Source organism: Pseudomonas sp. TWI923, from assembly GCF_039673365.1.
GTDB classification, from domain to species: domain Bacteria; phylum Pseudomonadota; class Gammaproteobacteria; order Pseudomonadales; family Pseudomonadaceae; genus Aquipseudomonas; species Aquipseudomonas sichuanensis.
This window is the reverse complement of the sequence record NZ_JBDJLM010000022.1, coordinates 1-15,504: the sequence shown is the minus strand read 5'-3', so window position 1 is coordinate 15,504 and position 15,504 is coordinate 1. Positions and strand designations below refer to the sequence as shown.

Annotated in this window: 13 protein-coding genes and 2 tRNA genes; 5 read left to right on the top strand and 10 right to left on the bottom strand. The window is 64.6% G+C overall.

Annotation, left to right across the window (positions count from 1 at the left end; genetic code table 11):
* Positions 1–124 precede the first annotated feature (124 nt).
* The gene (locus ABE459_RS11495) at positions 125–1,315 is read right to left on the bottom strand and encodes an MFS transporter (RefSeq protein WP_258705884.1); all 1,191 of its coding nucleotides are present in this window, start codon (positions 1,313–1,315) and stop codon (positions 125–127) included.
* A gap of 159 nt (positions 1,316–1,474) precedes the next feature.
* Between ABE459_RS11495 and ABE459_RS11490 the strand changes: the two genes are divergently transcribed.
* Entirely contained in the window at positions 1,475–2,614 is a 1,140-nt protein-coding gene (locus ABE459_RS11490; protein WP_323831557.1) for a TDT family transporter, read from the top strand.
* Positions 2,615–2,620: 6 nt separating this feature from the next.
* On the opposite strand, the gene ABE459_RS11485 is transcribed toward ABE459_RS11490, so the two are convergent.
* On the bottom strand, positions 2,621–3,190 hold the full coding sequence (locus ABE459_RS11485; protein WP_323831555.1) for a LemA family protein: 570 nt from the start codon (positions 3,188–3,190) through the stop codon (positions 2,621–2,623).
* Between the two features lies 1 nt (position 3,191).
* Positions 3,192–4,307, bottom strand: coding sequence for a hypothetical protein (locus tag ABE459_RS11480; RefSeq protein ID WP_323831553.1), 1,116 nt, complete (start codon positions 4,305–4,307; stop codon positions 3,192–3,194).
* 202 nt (positions 4,308–4,509) lie between these two features.
* On the opposite strand from ABE459_RS11480, the gene ABE459_RS11475 reads away from it, so the two are divergent.
* On the top strand, positions 4,510–6,384 hold the full coding sequence (locus ABE459_RS11475; protein ID WP_323831551.1) for an MFS transporter: 1,875 nt from the start codon (positions 4,510–4,512) through the stop codon (positions 6,382–6,384).
* A 19-nt stretch (positions 6,385–6,403) separates the two neighbouring features.
* Here the strand turns inward: ABE459_RS11475 and sugE are convergent, their stop codons facing one another.
* The 3 genes from sugE to rdgC all read right to left on the bottom strand — a co-directional run bounded on the left by sugE (position 6,404) and on the right by rdgC (position 8,585).
* Positions 6,404–6,721, bottom strand: a complete 318-nt coding sequence (gene sugE, locus ABE459_RS11470) for a quaternary ammonium compound efflux SMR transporter SugE (protein ID WP_023631604.1) — start codon at positions 6,719–6,721, stop codon at positions 6,404–6,406.
* A 164-nt stretch (positions 6,722–6,885) separates the two neighbouring features.
* Positions 6,886–7,347 (bottom strand): hypothetical protein, encoded by a 462-nt coding sequence (locus tag ABE459_RS11465; protein WP_323831542.1) that lies wholly within the window; start codon positions 7,345–7,347, stop codon positions 6,886–6,888.
* Positions 7,348–7,664: 317 nt separating this feature from the next.
* Positions 7,665–8,585, bottom strand: coding sequence for a recombination-associated protein RdgC (gene rdgC / locus ABE459_RS11460; RefSeq protein WP_110993065.1), 921 nt, complete (start codon positions 8,583–8,585; stop codon positions 7,665–7,667).
* A 205-nt stretch (positions 8,586–8,790) separates the two neighbouring features.
* On the opposite strand from rdgC, the gene ABE459_RS11455 reads away from it, so the two are divergent.
* The 3 genes from ABE459_RS11455 to ABE459_RS11445 all read left to right on the top strand — a co-directional run bounded on the left by ABE459_RS11455 (position 8,791) and on the right by ABE459_RS11445 (position 10,834).
* Positions 8,791–8,866: transfer RNA gene (locus ABE459_RS11455), tRNA-Val, on the top strand.
* Between the two features lie 13 nt (positions 8,867–8,879).
* Positions 8,880–8,956 (top strand) — tRNA-Asp (locus ABE459_RS11450).
* Between the two features lie 171 nt (positions 8,957–9,127).
* Entirely contained in the window at positions 9,128–10,834 is a 1,707-nt protein-coding gene (locus ABE459_RS11445) for a molecular chaperone HscC (RefSeq protein WP_323831540.1), read from the top strand.
* Here ABE459_RS11445 and ABE459_RS11440 read toward each other — a convergent pair.
* The 4 genes from ABE459_RS11440 to ABE459_RS11425 all read right to left on the bottom strand — a co-directional run bounded on the left by ABE459_RS11440 (position 10,828) and on the right by ABE459_RS11425 (position 15,254).
* Positions 10,828–13,473, bottom strand: coding sequence for a DUF805 domain-containing protein (locus ABE459_RS11440; protein ID WP_323831538.1), 2,646 nt, complete (start codon positions 13,471–13,473; stop codon positions 10,828–10,830). The two genes, ABE459_RS11445 and ABE459_RS11440, sit on opposite strands and share 7 nt — an antisense overlap.
* On the bottom strand, positions 13,470–14,162 hold the full coding sequence (locus tag ABE459_RS11435) for a DUF1266 domain-containing protein (protein ID WP_323831536.1): 693 nt from the start codon (positions 14,160–14,162) through the stop codon (positions 13,470–13,472). Before ABE459_RS11435 ends, ABE459_RS11440 begins: the two co-directional genes overlap by 4 nt.
* Before the next feature lie 115 nt (positions 14,163–14,277).
* Positions 14,278–15,054 carry a type I methionyl aminopeptidase gene (gene map / locus ABE459_RS11430; protein WP_125463022.1) on the bottom strand — a complete coding sequence of 259 codons (777 nt, stop codon included), beginning with the start codon at positions 15,052–15,054 and terminating at the stop codon, positions 14,278–14,280.
* A complete protein-coding gene (locus ABE459_RS11425; protein ID WP_110993070.1) occupies positions 15,051–15,254 on the bottom strand; it encodes a ParD-like family protein in 204 nt (67 codons plus the stop codon). The genes map and ABE459_RS11425 overlap by 4 nt, the downstream gene beginning before the upstream one ends.
* Between the last annotated feature and the right edge of the window lie 250 nt (positions 15,255–15,504).

The window sequence follows — 15,504 nt, the reverse complement described above, 5'->3', positions numbered from 1 at the left end:
CGTTGGTCGCAGTGGCAGGACGTCGCAGGCTCACGCCCAGCTCGGTCCTTGTAGGAGCGGCCTTGTGTGTCACATGCGAATTTCTGGGGCTGCTTTGCAGCCCTATCGCGACACAAGGCCGCTCCTACAGCTGTTGCGCCCCGCGCGTGCCCAACCAGTAGAACACCGCCGCCAGCAGCACAGACCCGATCAGCAGATAGAACACCGACGCCGGCGCCATGTACCCCAGGGCCAGGCCCACCAGCATCGGCCCCAGCCCCGCGCCCAGGTTGGAGAGGTTCTGCGCGCCGTAGTAGATCCCACGCAGATGTTCCGGCGCGATCAGGTCGATGAACATGAATTCGGCGGGAATGACGATGATTTCGCCCAAGGTGAACACCAGCATGGCCAGGCACCAGGCCGCTGCCGAGCCGGCCAGGGAAAAACCCAGCAGCCCGGCGATGAACATGGCCATGCCGGCCATCAACCAGGGCATCAGGTGCTGGCGGGCCATGCGCCGGCCGATCAGGTACTGCAGGGCGATCACCGTGAGGGCGTTGGTGGTCACCAGGTAGCCCACCAGCCGCGCCACTTCGGCGGGGTCGTGGATGCTCACCACCAGGTACTGCGACAGGTAGGCGGTGAACTGCCCGAACACCACGGCGCTGAGCACGCCGCCCAGGGTGAAGCACACCAAACGCCGGTCGCGCAGCATGCCCAGGGCGACCTGGATGAAGCCTGTCGCCGGCGCGTGCTCACCCTGGCTCGACAGGCCGCGTTCGCCCAGGCGCTGATAAACCAGGCTCAGGCCCAGGCCAACCAGTGCCGATACCAGGAACGGCAGGTGGTCGTCGGCCTCGATCAGCAGCACCCCGAGCATGGGCCCGGCGGCCCAGGCAATGTTGTTGAAGGTGTATTTGATGGCGAACACCTCGCCACGCTGGTCTTCGGGCAGCAAGGCGCAGAACCCCGCCTTGGCGGCAATGTCGACCACGGTCTGGGCCAGGTTGGCCACCACCAGGAAACAGAAGAACAGCACTGCCGAGGTACTCGCCACCATCCCCGCGATGGCCAGGGCGAACACCAGCGCGCTCGCCACGATCAGCGTGTGGCTGCGCAGGGTGTCGACCAGGTGTCCGCCATACAGGCTCAGCAACGAGGCCAGGAACATCGCGCCACCGACCAGCAGGCCCGTCTGGCCGATCGACAGGGCCATGTGCGCGGACAGGTAAACCACCAGGTAGGGCAGGGTGATCGCCCGGGCCGTGGTCAGGGTGAAGGTGGTGAACAGCAGCAGGCGGACGGCGGCAGGGTAGCTTTTAAGGGCGCGCAGCATCGACGGATCCTTGTCTTTGTTAGCGGCCAAGCATATGCCAGGCGGCATGCCATGGGCTATATCTTTAAAATCGATAACAGATAGAGAAATTACCCGTTATATAGATATTCTTCAAAGGCATAAGATGAATCCACCTTACACAAGGCCAGGAGACAGCCCATGCCATGCACCCAGACCCGCGCACCTTCATGGCGCCCGTTCAGCCAATTGGCCCATCCTCGCGAGGTGATCCGCCAGTTCACCCCCAACTGGTTCGCCGCGACCATGGGTACCGGCGTGCTGGCACTGGCCTTTCACCAGTTGCACATCCCGCTGCTGGACAGCCTGGCCGAAGGGCTGTGGTGGCTGACCATTGGCCTGTTCGTCTTGTTCTGTGTCTTGTATGGCGCCCGCTGGGTGCTGTTCTTCGACGAGGCCCGGCGGATTTTCGCCCACTCCACCGTGTCGATGTTCTTCGGCACCATCCCCATGGGGCTGGCCACCATCCTCAATGGCGCGCTGGTGTTCGGCCTGGCGCGTTGGGGCGAGGCGGTGGTGCCGTGGGTCGAGGGCCTGTGGTGGTTGGATGTGGGCCTGGCGCTGCTGTGCGGGGTGGCCATCCCCTACCTGATGTTCACCCGCCAGGAGCACAGCATCGACCAGATGACCGCGGTGTGGCTGCTGCCGGTGGTGGCTGCCGAAGTCGCCGCCGCCAGCGGCGGGCTGCTGGCGCCGCACCTGGCGGACGCTCACGCACAGTACCTGGTGGTCATCACCAGCTATGTGATGTGGGCGGTGTCGCTGCCGGTAGCGTTCAGCATCCTCACCATCCTCATGCTGCGCATGGCCTTGCACAAACTGCCGCCGGCCAACATGGCGGCCTCCAGCTGGCTGGCCCTGGGCCCGATCGGCACCGGTGCGCTGGGCATGCTGGTGCTCGGTGGTGACGCGCCGGCGGTGTTCGCCGCCAATGGCCTGGGCAGCCTGGGCGAGGTGGCCCGTGGCCTGGGGCTGGTGGCCGGTATCGTGCTGTGGGGCGCGGGGTTGTGGTGGTTGCTGACGGCGGTGCTGATCACCCTGCGCTACATGCGCCAGGGCATGCCGTTCAACCTGGGCTGGTGGGGCTTCACCTTCCCGCTGGGGGTGTATTGCCTGGCCACGTTGAAACTGGCGGCCTGGCTGCAGCTCGGCTTCTTCAGCGTGTTCGGTCAGGTGCTGGTGGTGGCGCTGGCCATGCTCTGGGCCCTGGTGGCCAGCCGCACCTTGCGCGGGGCGTGGCGCGGCGAGCTGTTCGTGTCGCCGTGCATTGCCCAGCGCTGACCGGTCTTACAGGTTGGGTGTGTAGTCGAAGGCGCCGGCGGCCTGGATATCGGTGAACGGGGTGACGGCCGCATGCTTGTTCATCACGCTGTTGACCAAGGAGCCTGGGAACATCTGGATGCCGTTGTTGAAGCGCTCCACTTCGCCGTTGAAGATCACGATGGCCGCGCCGACGTTCTGTTGCTGCTCGGCGATTTCACGCATGAGGTTGTTCATCAGCTCCGAGGCCTTGAGCTCGGGGTAGGCCTCGAAGGCCACGCGCAGCCCACCGAGCAGCGAGCGGGTGGCGTCCTCGGCCTTGGCCAGGGGCTTGCCGTCCGCCTCGACAGGCAGCTCGGCAATGGCGCTGCGCAGGCGGGTGATCCCAGCCAGCACGCCTTGTTCATGGTCGCGGTACAGGCCGGCCTGCTCTTGCAGCGCATCGAGCAGCTTGGTCTTCTGCCTTTCATAGGTCAGCACATCGGCCCAGGCGCGTTTGACCCGGTTATGGTTGCCGACGATGCCGTTGTACAGGCTGATGACGATCAGCGGCACGCCGATCAGCACGGCCAACAGGATAAGGGCGAAAAGGTCCATGTCAGTGCTCCGTCTGTAGCTGTGCCGGGGTAGGCATTGTGAAGTTGTCGTCGTGCTGCTCGGCCAGGGTGTGCACGGCGTCGAGCAGGGCGCTGAGCTGTGGCAGGTGCACGCCGTGGTCGATCAGCAAGCGAAAATCGCTCGCGCGGGTCAGCTCGCATGTGAGCTTGAAAGCGAGCGGGTTGTCGTTGCTGCTCAGGCACAGGCGCCCGTGCTGCGAAAACTCCAGGTTGGGCGTATCAAGCTGGCGATGCAGGTCGAGCAGGTGCAGCACCGTCACCGGCTTGGCGAAGCGGGCGCAGGCCATGGCCGAGCTGCCGGTGAGGCTGAAGGCGCTGTCGAAGTCGCTCGATGCGGTCTTGAAGGGGTACTCCATGTCGACCATGGATGAGCGGCCGCCGCTACCGCCGCCCAGGGCGATGCCCTGCACCCAAGGGAAGTCGATCACCAGGCTGTAGCGATCGTATTCCTGATAGGTGGTCACGGTTTTCGAGGTAGTGCCGCCTTTGCCATCGGACTCGGTTTCCTGGTGGGTCTGCTTGTCCACGTAATGCAGGTGGTACCAGCGGTAGTCGAAGCTGTGCAGCCGGCCTTGATAGTGGCCCTGCACGGCGCGGCGCAGGAAGCGTTTGTGGTTGCCGCGCACATAGTCGCGAAACTCGGCTTGCAGGCCCTCAAGCAACTGGCTGTCGGTCACCGGGATTTCCTGCAGGCCGGCGGTGATCAGGCTGGAGCGCTCGGCCAGGTCGTGGGCAAGATTAGGGATGAGCTTCCTGCGCTGGTAAAGGACGATCAGGCTGAACGCAGCGGCGCCGAGCAGGCCGAGCGTGAGGTTGGACGCCAGCTGCGGCAGGCTCTGGCCCAGCAGCTTGGCCAGCGGCGCCAGCAGCGGCTCGTAGGCCTGCAAGTAGCCTGCGATGCTGGCAATGGCCAGGGGCCCACAGAGCAGGGCAATCAGCCAGGGCAAGCGGTTGTCGAACTGCATGTTGCCGTAAAAGGCGGCCATGGCGTCCACGGCGGCCAGCAGTTGCTGCTTGGTCGTGGCCGTGCGTGCGGTGTGGCTGGCCGCCTGCAGCGTGCGCTTGAGCCGGGCGTTGTGGGTATTCAATTGAATCAATGGCTGGCCTTCATCCCTGTTCAGTTCGGCCCCAAGGGGCGCACCTTCCGTGTTGGTGAGGGGCGGCAGTCTGCCAGCTTCGCGGTTGCCGTTCCATCGTGCCGGCCAACGGGCTTGCCTTCATCGTCCATTCCCGTGCAGATTTGTGGCTTTATGCGCTGAACGTGCCTCCAATGACAAAGCCCAAACAGGTACACGGACGATGAGTCACCCCTCGCAATTCACCCTGCTCGGCAAGCGGCGCTTTTTGCCGTTCTTCATTACCCAGTCGCTGGGCGCGTTCAACGACAACCTGTTCAAGCAGTCGTTGATCCTGGCGATCCTCTATAAGCTGAGCCTGGAAGGCGACCGCTCGATCTGGGTCAACCTCTGCGCCTTGCTGTTCATCCTGCCGTTCTTCCTGTTCTCGGCGCTGGCGGGGCAGTTCGGCGAGAAGTTCGCCAAGGACCGGCTGATCCGCGCGATCAAGCTGGCCGAGATCGTGATCATGGCCATCGGTGCCGTCGGTTTCATCACCAGCCATCTGGAGCTCATGCTGCTGACGCTGTTCGCCATGGGTACCCACTCGGCGCTGTTCGGCCCGGTGAAGTACTCGATCCTGCCCCAGGCCCTGCGTGAAGAAGAACTGGTGGGCGGCAACGGCCTGGTGGAGATGGGCACCTTCCTGGCGATCCTCGCCGGCACCATCGGCGCCGGGGTGATGATGTCGGCTTCCAGCTACGCCACGGTGGTGGCCGGCGGGGTGGTCGGCACTGCCGTGCTCGGCTACCTGGCCAGCCGCTGGATCCCCCGGGCGGCGGCAGCGGCACCGGAAATGAAACTCGACTGGAACATCTTCAAGCAGTCCTGGGCCACCCTGCGCTTGGGCCTGGGGCAGACCCCGGCGGTGTCGCGCTCGATCGTCGGCAACTCGTGGTTCTGGTTCGTCGGCGCCATCTACCTCACGCAGATCCCGGCCTACGCCAAGGACTGGCTGCACGGCGACGAGACCGTGGTAACCCTGGTGCTGACCCTGTTCTCGGTGGGCATCGCGGTGGGCTCGCTGCTGTGCGAACGCCTCAGCGGGCGCAAGGTGGAAATCGGCCTGGTGCCGTTCGGCTCGTTCGGCCTGACCTTGTTCGGCCTGCTCTGGTGGTGGCATTCGGGCGATGTGCCGGCAGGCGCGGCGCCGCACAGTTGGCTGGACTTGCTGGGCATGAGCCAGGCCTGGTGGATCATGGCCTCGATCGTCGGCCTGGGTATCTTCGGCGGCTTCTATATCGTGCCGCTGTATGCCTTGATCCAGGCGCGTACCGCCGAAGGCGAGCGGGCCCGGGTGATCGCCGCCAACAACATCCTCAATGCGTTGTTCATGGTGGTGTCGGCGATCGTCACCATCGTCCTGTTGAGCCTGGCCAAGCTGAGCATCCCGCAGCTGTTCCTGGTGGTGTCGCTGCTCAACATCGCGGTCAACGCCTACATCTTCCGCATCGTGCCGGAATTCACCATGCGCTTCCTGATCTGGCTGCTCAGCCACTCGATGTACCGGGTGCAGCACCGCGAGCTTGAGCGTATTCCCGATGAAGGGGCGGCATTGCTGGTGTGCAACCACGTGTCGTTTGTCGATGCGCTGCTGATTGGCGGCGCCATTCGCCGGCCGATCCGCTTCGTCATGTACTACAAGATCTACAACCTGCCGGTGCTCAATTTCATCTTCCGCACCGCCGGCACCATCCCCATCGCCGGGCGTGGCGAGGATGAGGCGATCTATGAACGTGCCTTCGCCCGCATCAAGCAGTACCTGGCCGAGGGCGAGCTGGTGTGCATCTTCCCCGAGGGCAAGCTCAGTGCCGACGGCGAGATCGATGTGTTCAAGGGTGGGGTCAGCCGGATCCTTTCGGAAACGCCAGTGCCGGTGATACCGCTGGCATTGCAGGGGCTGTGGGGCAGTTTCTTCAGTCGCGACCCGAACAAGGGCTTTTTCAAGCGCCTGTGGTCGCGGGTGACCCTCGTGGCAGGCGCCGCCATCCCGGTGGAAGCGGCGCAGCCTGAAGCGCTGCGCGAGCAGGTGAGCCTGCTGCGCGGCGATGTGCGTTAGGAAGGGATAAGGCGCAAGGTCAGCTGGCGCTGACCTTCAGGCCGACCAGGCCGGTGATGATCAGGGCAACACTGGCTAGGCGGATCAACGCCATGGATTCACCGAACAGGATGATCCCGGCGATGACGGTACCCACGGCGCCAACGCCGGTCCAGATGGCGTAGGCGGTACCCAGCGGCAGCTCTTTCATGGCCAGGCCCAGCAAGCCGAGGCTGATGACCATGGCGCCGACGGTCAGCACGGTGGGCAGGGGGCGGGTAAAGCCGTCGGTGTACTTGAGGCCGACAGCCCAGCCAACTTCGAACAGGCCGGCGAAGAACAGGATGATCCAGGACATGGTGTGTCTCCATCTATTAATGATGGGGCCGTCCCCGATACGATCACGCGCAGCGTCGTGAGGTCGTCCTCACAGTGCGCACTATAATGCACATATCAAGGCTGACGGGCAAGCCGCCTGTCAAAGCACCACAACCCTCGACCGCGAGGCGCGGCACCGAACACCTAGAACTGACTGACACCCCATTTGAGGATGTGTAGCTGGATACGACTGCCTGTGCCCTCACGCACCTTAAGGAAGTTGTCGTTGACCTTCCAGTTCCTGCCACCAATTGTACGGATCGTCACCTGGACGTCTGCTGGGTCTTGTTTTTGCAGCGTGCTTCCGTCTGCTTTAAGTACCATCCAGCGCCTCGTCGCATTCTTGTAAAGGCCCAGGTAATCATTGGCACTGAGGCTGAGGGCAGGACCATTCGAGCTTGCGCCGTTGGTGTGCTCCTTGATGAGGTAGGTCTGTTGGCCGTTTTCCTCATAGCATGCGAACCAAAGGGTTGTGGGCAAGATGCTGCCATTGAGCACCGACAGCCAGCCGGCATCGTCGATGCGTATCGGGCGTTTGATGTCGCCGTCGAGAATATAGACTTGGGCGGTAAATGATTTTTCGTTGACGAGTGTAGGACTACTCATGGTTATGCCCTCTGAAGGTGTAGTTGTATGGCACGTTCAAGTGAGGTCAGCCTACGTAGTGGTGTCGAGCGGGCGCAGTAGGAAGCTCGTCCTCTGATGGGGGCGTTACCTTCTTGGATGAGCGAGAAAGGAGGATAAACCGTCAGGATTGGAGCGGTGCTTGCGTGCCGCAGGTTGACGCTGACATGGAAGGCATCCAGCTGCGCACCCGGCAACGGTGTTGCAGAGGGGGAAAGGCCGTGAAAAGGCTAAGTAGCAGGTTGTCGAGCGGTGCAGATCGGGATCGTCTCCGGACCCGCACCGGCATGCGGGATAGCTTAGACCCCCTGCGGAATCTCCTCGCCACCCAGCGCCTCGAACAGCGCCGGCAGGAACTCGTTGAAGGTCATCATCATCAGCAGGAAGCTGGCATCGAACTGTTGCTGGGCTTCGTCACCGCCGTCCTGCTCGGCCTGCTCCTGCAGCAGCTCCTCGAACTTCAGGCGCTTGATCACGGTCTTGTCGTCGAGCACGAACGACAGCTTGTCCTGCCAGGCCAGGGCCAGTTGCGTGACCACCTTGCCGGTGCTCAGGTGCAGCTGGATTTCCTCGCCGGTCAGGTCCTGGCGTTTGCACCGCACGATGCCGCCGTCCTCGGCCTGGTCGCGCAGCTCGCATTCGTCGAGCACATAGAAGTCCGCAGCCGGCGCCTGGGCCTTGACCCAGTCGGTCATGGTCGCGACCGGGGCGATCTTGACGCTCACGGGGCGCACCGGCAGCGAGCCCATCACTTCACGCAGGGTCGACAGCAGGTCTTCGGCGCGCTTGGCGCTGGCCGAGTTGACCAGGATCAGGCCCTGGCGCGGGGCGATGGCGGCGAAGATCATCGAGCGTCGGATAAAGGCGCGCGGCAGGAAGGCCTGGATGATCTCGTCCTTGATCTGGTCGCGTTCCTTCTTGTAGACCTTGCGCATTTGCTCGGTCTCGATCTCTTCGACTTTCTCCTTCACCGCATCGTTGACCACGCTGCTGGGCAGGATGCGTTCTTCTTTACGCGCGGCGATCAGCATGAACTCGCCGCTGACGTGCACCAGTGGTGCGTCCTCGCCCTTGCCGAACGGGGCGACGAAACCATAAGTGGTCAGTTCCTGGCTGGCGCAGGGGCGGGCCGGCTTGCTGGCCAGGGCAGCTTCCAGTGCTTCAGGCTCGAACGGGACATCCTGGGTCAGGCGGTAGGTCAGCAGGTTCTTGAACCACATGGGGGGCAATCTCTCCTCAATACATAAGGCGGGCATTATTCTCCGAGCGGTGGGTTCAGGCCAACCCTGTCAGAGGGCCAGCACGACCCTATAAAGGAAGAAAACAGCGGCTGCGCTAGGTCCTTGAAAATTATTCAAAAAAAATTAAAAAAGTGCTTGCCAGGGTACAGGCTCCTCCGTAGAATGCGCACCACACCGAGACGAAGGGTGATTAGCTCAGCCGGGAGAGCATCTGCCTTACAAGCAGAGGGTCGGCGGTTCGATCCCGTCATCACCCACCACTCGATGTATAGCGCGGCGGTAGTTCAGTCGGTTAGAATACCGGCCTGTCACGCCGGGGGTCGCGGGTTCGAGTCCCGTCCGCCGCGCCATATTTAGCTTCAGGGCCCACTGAACACCCTGAAGCAACAGAGAAAGCGACCTTAGGGTCGCTTTTTTTGTTTCTGGCCTTCGCCGGTGCGCCGGACCGGTCAGAATCCCCTGTCCGCCGCAAGTGGCCAGCAGGCCGTGCGCCGGTTCTTATCGCCAGCACGAGACCGACCATGCAGGATGCCAGCCTCTCTCCCTCCGCGACCCAAGCCGCGCCCCTACTCGGTATCGACCTTGGTACCACCAACAGCCTGATTGCCGTCTGGCGCGATGGTGCCGCACAACTGATCCCCAACGCCCTTGGCGATGTGCTGACCCCGTCGGTGGTGAGCATCGATGAGGATGGCAGCATCCTTGTCGGGCAGGCCGCGCGGGCGCGCCTGACCACTCACCCACAGCTGACCGCCGCAGCGTTCAAGCGCTTCATGGGCAGTGACAAGCGCTATGCGCTCGGCGAGCACCACTTCACCCCGGAAGAGTTGTCGGCCCTGGTGCTGGGCGCACTGAAGCAGGATGCCGAAGCCTACCTGGGTTGCCCGGTGAGCGAGGCGGTGATCTCGGTGCCAGCCTATTTCAGCGACGAGCAACGCAAGCGCACGCTGTTCGCCGCCGAGCTGGCCGGTTTGACCGTGCAACGCCTGATCAACGAGCCGACAGCCGCCGCCATGGCCTACGGCCTGCACGAGCAGAAATTCGAGCGCACCCTGGTGTTCGACCTGGGCGGCGGCACCTTCGACGTCACCGTGCTGGAGTACGCGCTGCCGCTGATCGAGGTGCATGCTTCCACCGGCGACAACTACCTGGGCGGTGAAGACTTCACCGAGGCCTTGCTGCTGGCCTGCCTGCGCGACTGGAACCTCGCCCTCGAAGACCTCGAAGGCCAGGCCCTGGCCAGCCTGCGCGACGCCATCGAACAGCTCAAACGCGAAGCGGGCGAGGGCAGCTGCACACTGAACTGGAATGGTGACGGCCAGGCCCGCGAATGGGTGCTCGACGAACTCAAGCTGCAAGCCATCTGGGCGCCGTTGCTGGCGCGGGTGCGTACCCCCATCGAGCAGGCCCTGCGCGATGCCCGGCTGAGCCCGCGCGAGCTGGACAGCCTGGTGCTGGTCGGCGGCGCCACGCGCATGCCGCAGGTGCAGCAACTGGTGGCCAAGCTGTTCGGCCGCCTGCCGTACCGGCACCTGGACCCGGATACCATCGTCGCCCTCGGCGCCGCCAGCCAGGCCGCCTGCAAGGCCCGTGACGCGGCCATCGACGAACTGATCCTGACCGATGTATGCCCCTACACCCTGGGTATTGCTTCTTCACGCGGCGAAGACGTCACCGGCGCGTTCTCGCCGATCATCGAACGCAATACGGTGATCCCCACCTCCAAGGTGCAGCGCTTCTACAGTAGCCATGCCGAGCAGAAATTCGTCCGTATTGCCGTGTACCAGGGCGAGCGGCCGTGGGTGCGCGACAACATCCTGGTCGACAGTTTCGAAATCCCGCTGCAGCAGACCGGCCAGATCCAGTCGCTGGACGTGCGTTTCAGCTACGACATCAATGGCCTGCTGGAAGTGGACGTGACCTTCCTCGAAAGCGGCCAGAAGCACAGCCACAGCATCGACCGCAGCCCCACCGGGCTAGATGCTGACGCACGCCAGGCCAGCCAGGAGCGCCTGGTCAAGCTGAAGATCCACCCGCGCGACACCCTGCCCAACCGCACCCTGCTGGCTCGCCTTGAGCGCGCCTGGATGCAGAGCCTGGGCGATGAACGCGAGCTGATTGGCGGCTGGCTGGATGCCTTCAACAACGTGCTGGCCCGCCAGCAGGCCAGTGAGATCAACCGCGAGCGCCAGGCCTTGAGCCAGGCGCTCGACGAACTGCGCTACTGACCGTTGAGGCGCCGCAGGGTGGCCTGCAGGCTGTCGTCCAGCAGCCCCGGCTGCCCCGGCGCCGAGCCATAGCGGTTCGGCAGCCGGTCGCCGGGCAGGCCCAGCAGCAGCAGGGGCAGGATCGGCAGCAGGCGGCTGATCACCACCAGCATGATCAGCGAGGGGATGCCGCGATTGAGGTCGTGCAGGCGCCTGAGCAGGGCGCTGATCACCAGCCCGATGACTACCAGGATCAGCGCCGGCATCGTCAGCATGAGGCTGTAGCACAGGGTGATGGCGACCAGGTGCAGGCCGAAGCCTGAGCGGTTCAGCCGGCTGTTGAGTTTCCACACCGCCCAGAACGGCGCCGGCTTCTGCTGCAGATCGTTGCGCAGCATGCGCTCGGACCAGCCCAGCAGCGCGGTGGTCGCGCAGCGCAGGCCGAGATCCTGCTGCGGGTCGTCCTTGACCTTTTGCAATGCGCGCAGCACCCGAACCTTGGGCGGGGTGCAATCATTGAGCAGGCTGTCGAGGGCATCCAGCGCCTGCTTGAAGGCGCGGCTCTCGACGCCTTGCGCGGCCACGTACTCGGCGGCTGGCGACTTGACCTTACCGTCCACCAGGCCGCGGCGCAGCGGCTCGAACCACGCACCGTGCAGGTCCACGGCCTCCAGGCGGTTGCGCAGGCGCGTGCGCTGTTCCTCATCCAGTGAGCGGTCGTGGTAGAGCACCGCGCAGAACAGCAGGTAGCCCAGGGTGGAGTCGTTGAGCAGGTCGCCGTCGTCGTTGTCCAGGCAGGCCGCCAGTTGCGCGGCGCTGGGCAGGCGGGCGCTGTCGAGCGCCTGCTTGAGGCTGAGCAGGCGGCTGGCCACGGCGCGTTGCAGCGGGTCGCGGGTATCCAGGCTGCCGAGCAGGCCACTGCCGCCTTCGGCGCTGGCTTGCAGCAAGGCGTGCAGTTGGGCGAACGGGTGCTCACTCGGGTACTGCAACTGCCTAGGCAGCGCCGGGTCGATCAGGGCCAGCCAGCGCGCGGGCTGGTCGACCAGGGCCAGCATGAACAGCTGCTGACGGTGCCAGTCCCACAGCTCCTCGCCTTGCGGTTGCGGCGGTAACAGCACGCCGTCCTCGGCCAGGTTGGCCTGCAGTTGCACGGCGAACGGCACGGTGAACATGCGCCGCAGTTCGAAATGGCTGTTCAGCTCATGCAGCGACTGGGCCGAATACACGCGCATGCGCCGCAACCATTCGCGGCATACCGGGTGCACAGCGGCCTCGCTCAAGGCATATGGCAGCGTTACCGCCGGGTCGTCGCTGGCGCAGAACTGCACCAGCGCCTGGACCACCGGCGAGTGCTCCAGCCAGTGCAGTTGTTGCCTGGCCTGGCGCTGGAAACCTTCGAGAATCAACGCGTCGAGGGGGTCTGCGCTGATCGGTTGGTCAACGATCAGGCGCAACAGCCCGGCCTCACCGCGTTGCAGGGCCCAGGCCTGCCAGTACAGGCGGTGCAGTTCGCGCTCGGGCTGCTCTTGCAGTAGCCAGGCCAGCAATGGCAGCTCGTCGTCGCCGTCCAGGCGCCAGTCGACGAAGGTGGCGGCGATGCCGCCCAGCTCAAGGCGCGCCGCTTCGGCCCAGCGCGCCAACGTCTGCGGCGCTTGCCCCGGGCTTCCCCAGGCCTGGGCCGGGTCGGCCAGCTCGGCGGGCCAGGCGGCAGGCGTGTGTTGCAGGTCGAAGGCCTGGATCAGCAGCGGCAGGCGCTGGGGTTGATGGCGCGCGCACAGGTCGAGCAACCAGCGTTCGGCCTGTGGATGCCGATGCTCACGGTACAGCCGCAGCCAGCAGTACAGGGCCTGTTGTTCGGCGCCCAGGGCATCGGCCTGGCGGGCCAGCAGGTAGAGCAGGTCGGCGTCGTCGGGCGCTTGCTGCAAGCGCTCCTGCAGCAGGCCATGGAAGGTGCTGCTGGCAATGCCGGCCTGGCTGAACTGCACCATCAGGCGTTCTACCAGGGCTTGGTCATTGGGCATCGCCAGGCAGGTGTGCACACTGGCGAACTGCTCGTATTCGAACAGCGGGCGCTGGGTGAAGCAGTGCTCCAGGCTGCGCAGGTACCACAGGGTTTCCATTTGCGCAGTCGGTGGCCAGTCACGCATCAGCCCGGTATCGAACGGATCCGGTTCGTCCAGCCGGCGCAGGAAGGCTTCCACCGGTTGCGGGTTTTCCAGGCGCAGCAGCTGCTGGTCCCAGGCCAGGCGGCGGGCCAGCATGCCTGCGCACTGGTGTGACAGCGGGCCGCAATCGTACAGGGCACGCAGCAATTGCCAGCTCAGCTCGTCCAGCTCGTCCAGCGGCAGCTCGTCCAGCTCGGCGATGTAGCGCTGCCAGGCCTGCGGGTCGAAGCGCAGGGCCGGCTCCTCGAGCAGGGTGTGGAAGCTGAGCAGCGCCGGGTGCGCGGCGGCTTCCTCGGCCGGCTGCTCGCTGTCATCAACTGCCGTGGCCTCTTGCTCGCGGGCCAGGCGCAAGGCTTCGTCATAGGCCGCGCGCAGGGCCTTGAAACCTTCCGGGTCGGTTTCGGGGTGGTGGGCTGGCAGCCGGCCACGGTAGGCCAGGCGGATGGCGTCGAGGTCGTTGGTGGGGTCGATTCCCAGACGAATCCAGCAGCTCATGACCAGCAATCCTCTTCCAGCGTGTTGGGGCGTTCCGGTTCGGGCAGTTGCAGGTCCCAGGGCAGGCCGGCGAGCAGTTCATGGGCGCCGTGGCGCAGGTTGAGCAGGATGCAGCGGTTCCAGTGCTCGCTGCCCTGGCGTTCGAGGTTGGCGGCGAAGGTCTCGTCGCTGCTGTCGCTGACGTTCCACAACGCCTTGCCGAACAGGTAGCCGGCCAGGTAGGTGTCCCAGCGGTTGTAATAATGACGGGCGCGCAGGGCCAGGCGGTAGTGCAGGTAGAGGCTTTCGTCGCGGCTGACCAAGTCGTTCTTGACCCCGGCACGTAGCAAAAAGCTCATGCGCCCCAGGTCCCAGGCGCGGGTGCCGCCGGGGCCGCAGTCGGGGAAGGTGCGTGCGGCGAATTCGTGGCGGATGCGCTCACGTGGGCTGAGCCCGTCGAGCAGCGCCTGCCACTGGCTGGGCAGGCAGCGCTGGTATTGCCAATAGGCCTCGCTCACCTCGGTGGCGTGGCCGGTGTCGGCCATGCCGAGCATGTCCAGCAGTTGCGCACGGTTGCTGATGCCCCACCAGCGTTCCAGGTCGGACTGGTCCTCGCCTTCGTAGTATTCGGCGGCAGTGTAGCTGGCGCCGTTGAGCGCGGCCATGGGCGCAGAGAGGGCAAACAGCCAGCGCTGTGCGGATTCTTCCATGAAAGTCGGTCCTGAGGCTCGGGGGAACTGGCGCGGATTGTAATGCAATGGCTGGCGGCGTGGGGTTGCGCTTTCAGGCCTGTGCAGTCCCTTGTAGGAGCGTTGACTTGAGGGCTCAGTGGCGCTGTTCTTCCGCGCGCAGGGTCAAGACTTCATAGCCACTCTCGGTCACCGCCACGGTATGTTCCCACTGCGCCGACAAGCTGTGGTCGCGGGTGATCACCGTCCAGCCATCGCGCAGGCTGCGGGTGCCGCGCCCGCCCTGGTTGATCATCGGCTCGATGGTGAACACCATCCCGGGCTGCAGCTTCAGGCCAAAACCGGGCTGGCCGAAGTGCAGCACCTCGGGCGCCTCGTGCATCTGCTGGCCGATGCCATGCCCGCAGTATTCGCGCACCACGCTGTAGCCAGCGGCCTCGGCATGGGCCTGGATGGCGTGGCCGATATCGCCCAGGGTCGCGCCCGGGCGGACCTGTTCGATGCCTTTCCAGAGCGCGGCGTAGGTGGTGTCGACCAGCCGCCGGGCGTCTGCGCTGATCTGCCCCAGGCAGTACATTTTCGACGAGTCGGCGATATAGCCGCCCTGTTCCAGGGTGATGTCGACGTTGACGATAGAGCCTTCCTTGAGCACCTCGTCGACCTTGGGCATGCCGTGGCACACCACATGGTCCACCGAGGTGTTCAGCGCATAGGGGAAGTCGTACTGGCCCTTGCTCGCCGGGCGTGCCTTGAGGGTTTCGACGATGAAGGCTTCGGCGCGGTCGTTGATCTGCATCGTGGTCACGCCAGGGCGGATGAACCCGTCGAGGTCGGCGAACACCTGGGCCAGCAATTGCCCGGCGCGGCGCATCAGTGCCAGCTGGGCGGCGTCCTTGAGTATCACCTTGCTCATTGCAGCAATTCCTTGAGGTTGGCTTGTTCCTGACGCAGCAGCTGGCGCAGCAGTTCCTGGTAAGTGGCCTGGGGGTGCAGCTCGGCGAGCATGCCGAGGCGGATCCAGTGTTCGGCCTGGGCGTTGATCGAGCGCGACAGGGCGGCGCTGGCGATGCGCAGGTCTTCGTGGAGTTCGTCGTTGATCTTGACGATGCCCATGGCTAAGTCATCCGTATATATGAAACGTATATGAATCATATGTCGAAACAGTCAAGGCGTGCCACCCGTTGGTGCGTCGGTCCCTCTCTCGGTGCATGAGCCAATCGCGGGGCAAGCCCGCTCCCACGCATGAATGGGCAGCGTCGGAGCGACTGTCTTTGTAGGAGCGGCCTTGTGTCGCGAAAGGGCCGCAGCGCGGCCCCAGGATTTCAGCGTGAAAGCAGAAATCGCCGGGGCTGCTCTGCAGCCC

Excerpts from the sequence above, each read along its gene's own strand:
- ABE459_RS11495 (WP_258705884.1), bottom strand. The coding sequence starts at position 1,315 with ATGCTGCGCGCCCTTAAAAGCTACCCTGCCGCCGTCCGCCTGCTGCTG.
- ABE459_RS11490 (WP_323831557.1), top strand. The coding sequence starts at position 1,475 with ATGCCATGCACCCAGACCCGCGCACCTTCATGGCGCCCGTTCAGCCAA.
- ABE459_RS11485 (WP_323831555.1), bottom strand. The coding sequence starts at position 3,190 with ATGGACCTTTTCGCCCTTATCCTGTTGGCCGTGCTGATCGGCGTGCCG.
- ABE459_RS11475 (WP_323831551.1), top strand. The coding sequence starts at position 4,510 with ATGAGTCACCCCTCGCAATTCACCCTGCTCGGCAAGCGGCGCTTTTTG.
- sugE (WP_023631604.1), bottom strand. The coding sequence starts at position 6,721 with ATGTCCTGGATCATCCTGTTCTTCGCCGGCCTGTTCGAAGTTGGCTGG.
- ABE459_RS11465 (WP_323831542.1), bottom strand. The coding sequence starts at position 7,347 with ATGAGTAGTCCTACACTCGTCAACGAAAAATCATTTACCGCCCAAGTC.
- rdgC (WP_110993065.1), bottom strand. The coding sequence starts at position 8,585 with ATGTGGTTCAAGAACCTGCTGACCTACCGCCTGACCCAGGATGTCCCG.
- ABE459_RS11445 (WP_323831540.1), top strand. The coding sequence starts at position 9,128 with ATGCAGGATGCCAGCCTCTCTCCCTCCGCGACCCAAGCCGCGCCCCTA.
- ABE459_RS11440 (WP_323831538.1), bottom strand. The coding sequence starts at position 13,473 with ATGAGCTGCTGGATTCGTCTGGGAATCGACCCCACCAACGACCTCGAC.
- ABE459_RS11435 (WP_323831536.1), bottom strand. The coding sequence starts at position 14,162 with ATGGAAGAATCCGCACAGCGCTGGCTGTTTGCCCTCTCTGCGCCCATG.
- map (WP_125463022.1), bottom strand. The coding sequence starts at position 15,054 with ATGAGCAAGGTGATACTCAAGGACGCCGCCCAGCTGGCACTGATGCGC.
- ABE459_RS11425 (WP_110993070.1), bottom strand. The coding sequence starts at position 15,254 with ATGGGCATCGTCAAGATCAACGACGAACTCCACGAAGACCTGCGCATC.